The 1,675-nt window shown below is 46.4% G+C and carries 3 protein-coding genes; 2 read left to right on the top strand and 1 reads right to left on the bottom strand.

Annotation, left to right across the window (positions count from 1 at the left end; all coding sequences use genetic code 11):
• Window positions 1-185 (bottom strand): hypothetical protein (locus HRU21_13430; GenBank protein NRA43285.1); only part of this gene is annotated, 185 nt, incomplete at its 3' end.
• A gap of 167 nt (window positions 186-352) precedes the next feature.
• On the opposite strand from HRU21_13430, the gene gcvH reads away from it, so the two are divergent.
• Entirely contained in the window at window positions 353-739 is a 387-nt protein-coding gene (gene gcvH / locus HRU21_13425) for a glycine cleavage system protein GcvH (protein ID NRA43284.1), read from the top strand.
• A 94-nt stretch (window positions 740-833) separates the two neighbouring features.
• Window positions 834-1,675 (top strand): class I SAM-dependent rRNA methyltransferase (locus HRU21_13420; GenBank protein NRA43283.1); only part of this gene is annotated, 842 nt, incomplete at its 3' end.

Raw genomic sequence — 1,675 nt, 5'->3', positions numbered from 1 at the left:
TGGTCAAGATGGATGCTTTCGGGCAACAGTTCAAGCTTGCCAAGCACAATTGCACTAAACGCCATCATTAGCGCAGCGATGGTCTCGGCAATGGTAGGCTGCAGTGCAAAAAAACGCTGATTGATAAAGGCCACTATGATCGAAATCGCGCCGATATAGCAAAATAAAAAATAGTGGTCATGCATGCCAATGTCCTTACGGTATGCGATTAGCAGAGTCGTGCTTGCTACCTTAGCAAGAAATCGTTAAAAAATCCTATTAGATGCGCTGCTGCTGTATATTTACCTTGAGTTGTCAGGTGGCTTAGCTACAATGCCGCTTTATTAAGTTGGAAATGCTTTGGGGATTTATCATGAGCAACTTACCAAATGAATTAAAATACGCTAGCAGCCATGAGTGGGCGCGTGTTGAAGGTGATATTGTGGTTGTGGGCATCACAGACCATGCGCAAGATGCCTTGGGTGACGTTGTCTACGTCGAGCTGCCAGAGATCGGTGACACTATCAATGCCGGTGACGAAGCAGGTGTAGTTGAGTCGGTCAAAGCCGCCTCAGATATTTACGCGCCCGTGACTGGCGAAGTGGTGGCGATTAACGAAGATCTCGAAGACGCCCCCGAAACGATTAATGGCGACCCTTATAACGATGGTTGGTTTTTTAAATTGAAATTGTCTGATCTTGCTGAGTTAGACGATCTGCTAGATGCGGATGGTTATAGCGCATCTTTAGCTGACGAGTAAATAAACCGATGATAGTTAGCCCGCCGCTGTAAAGCCGCGGGCTTTCTTTTTTTAGACGGTTTAATAAATTGATGATTTGGCAGAAGGTTCAGTAATGCAAAGTATTACCCTTACTCAGCGTGCAGAAAAACGGCTAAAAAACGGCCATTTATGGATTTATTCAAATGAGCTAGATGCCGCAAAAAGCAGTTTGAAACAGCTTGCCGAGGGCGAGCAAGTCGCGGTTTGCAATAGTGCGGGTAAGGTTTTTGCACATGCCTTAGTTAATCCAAATGGGCTGATTTGTGGCCGTATCGTTGCACGCAAAACACCATTTGGTAAGAAGCAGCTGCGCGGCAGACTCGTCAGCGCTTTAGCATTGCGCGAAAAAGCTTTTAGCCAGCCCTGCTATCGCCTGGTGTATGCCGAGGGCGACTATCTTCCAGGGTTGATCATCGATCGTTACAACGATATTTGTGTGGTGCAAATTAATAGCTTGGGCATGGCTGTTTATACAGAAGAAATCGCCAATATCTTGATGCATATTATGCCTCTTCGCGGCGTGTTATTTCGAAATGATGGCGCCAGCCGTAAACAAGAGGGTTTTGCTGCGCTTGAAAACCAAGTCTTTGGTGACGTGCCGGATAGGGTTGAAATTTCAGAAAATGGTACTCGCTTCTTAGTGCCTGTGATGGAAGGCCAGAAAACCGGCTGGTTCTACGATCATCGTGAGAATCGCGCCAAGATTGCCTCGCTTTCTGCAGGTAAACGAGTGTTAGATGTATTCAGCTATGCTGGTGCGTGGGGTCTGCAATGTTTAAACGCCGGGGCGGAGAGTTTAACCGCGGTTGATATTTCAAGCTTTGCTTTAGATTGCTTAGAGGCTAATGCTGATTTGAATGGTTATGCTGATACCGTTCGTTGTTTTGAGGGAAAGGCTTTTGAGGCAATGGAGGC

The sequence above is a fragment of the Pseudomonadales bacterium genome, assembly GCA_013215025.1.
Lineage (GTDB): Bacteria > Pseudomonadota > Gammaproteobacteria > Pseudomonadales > DT-91 > DT-91.
The sequence above is the reverse complement of the archived record's forward strand: the minus strand, read 5'-3'. Positions and strand labels throughout refer to the sequence as shown.

Coding starts and splice junctions, on each gene's coding strand:
- gcvH (NRA43284.1), top strand. CDS start 353: ATGAGCAACTTACCAAATGAATTAAAATACGCTAGCAGCCATGAGTGG.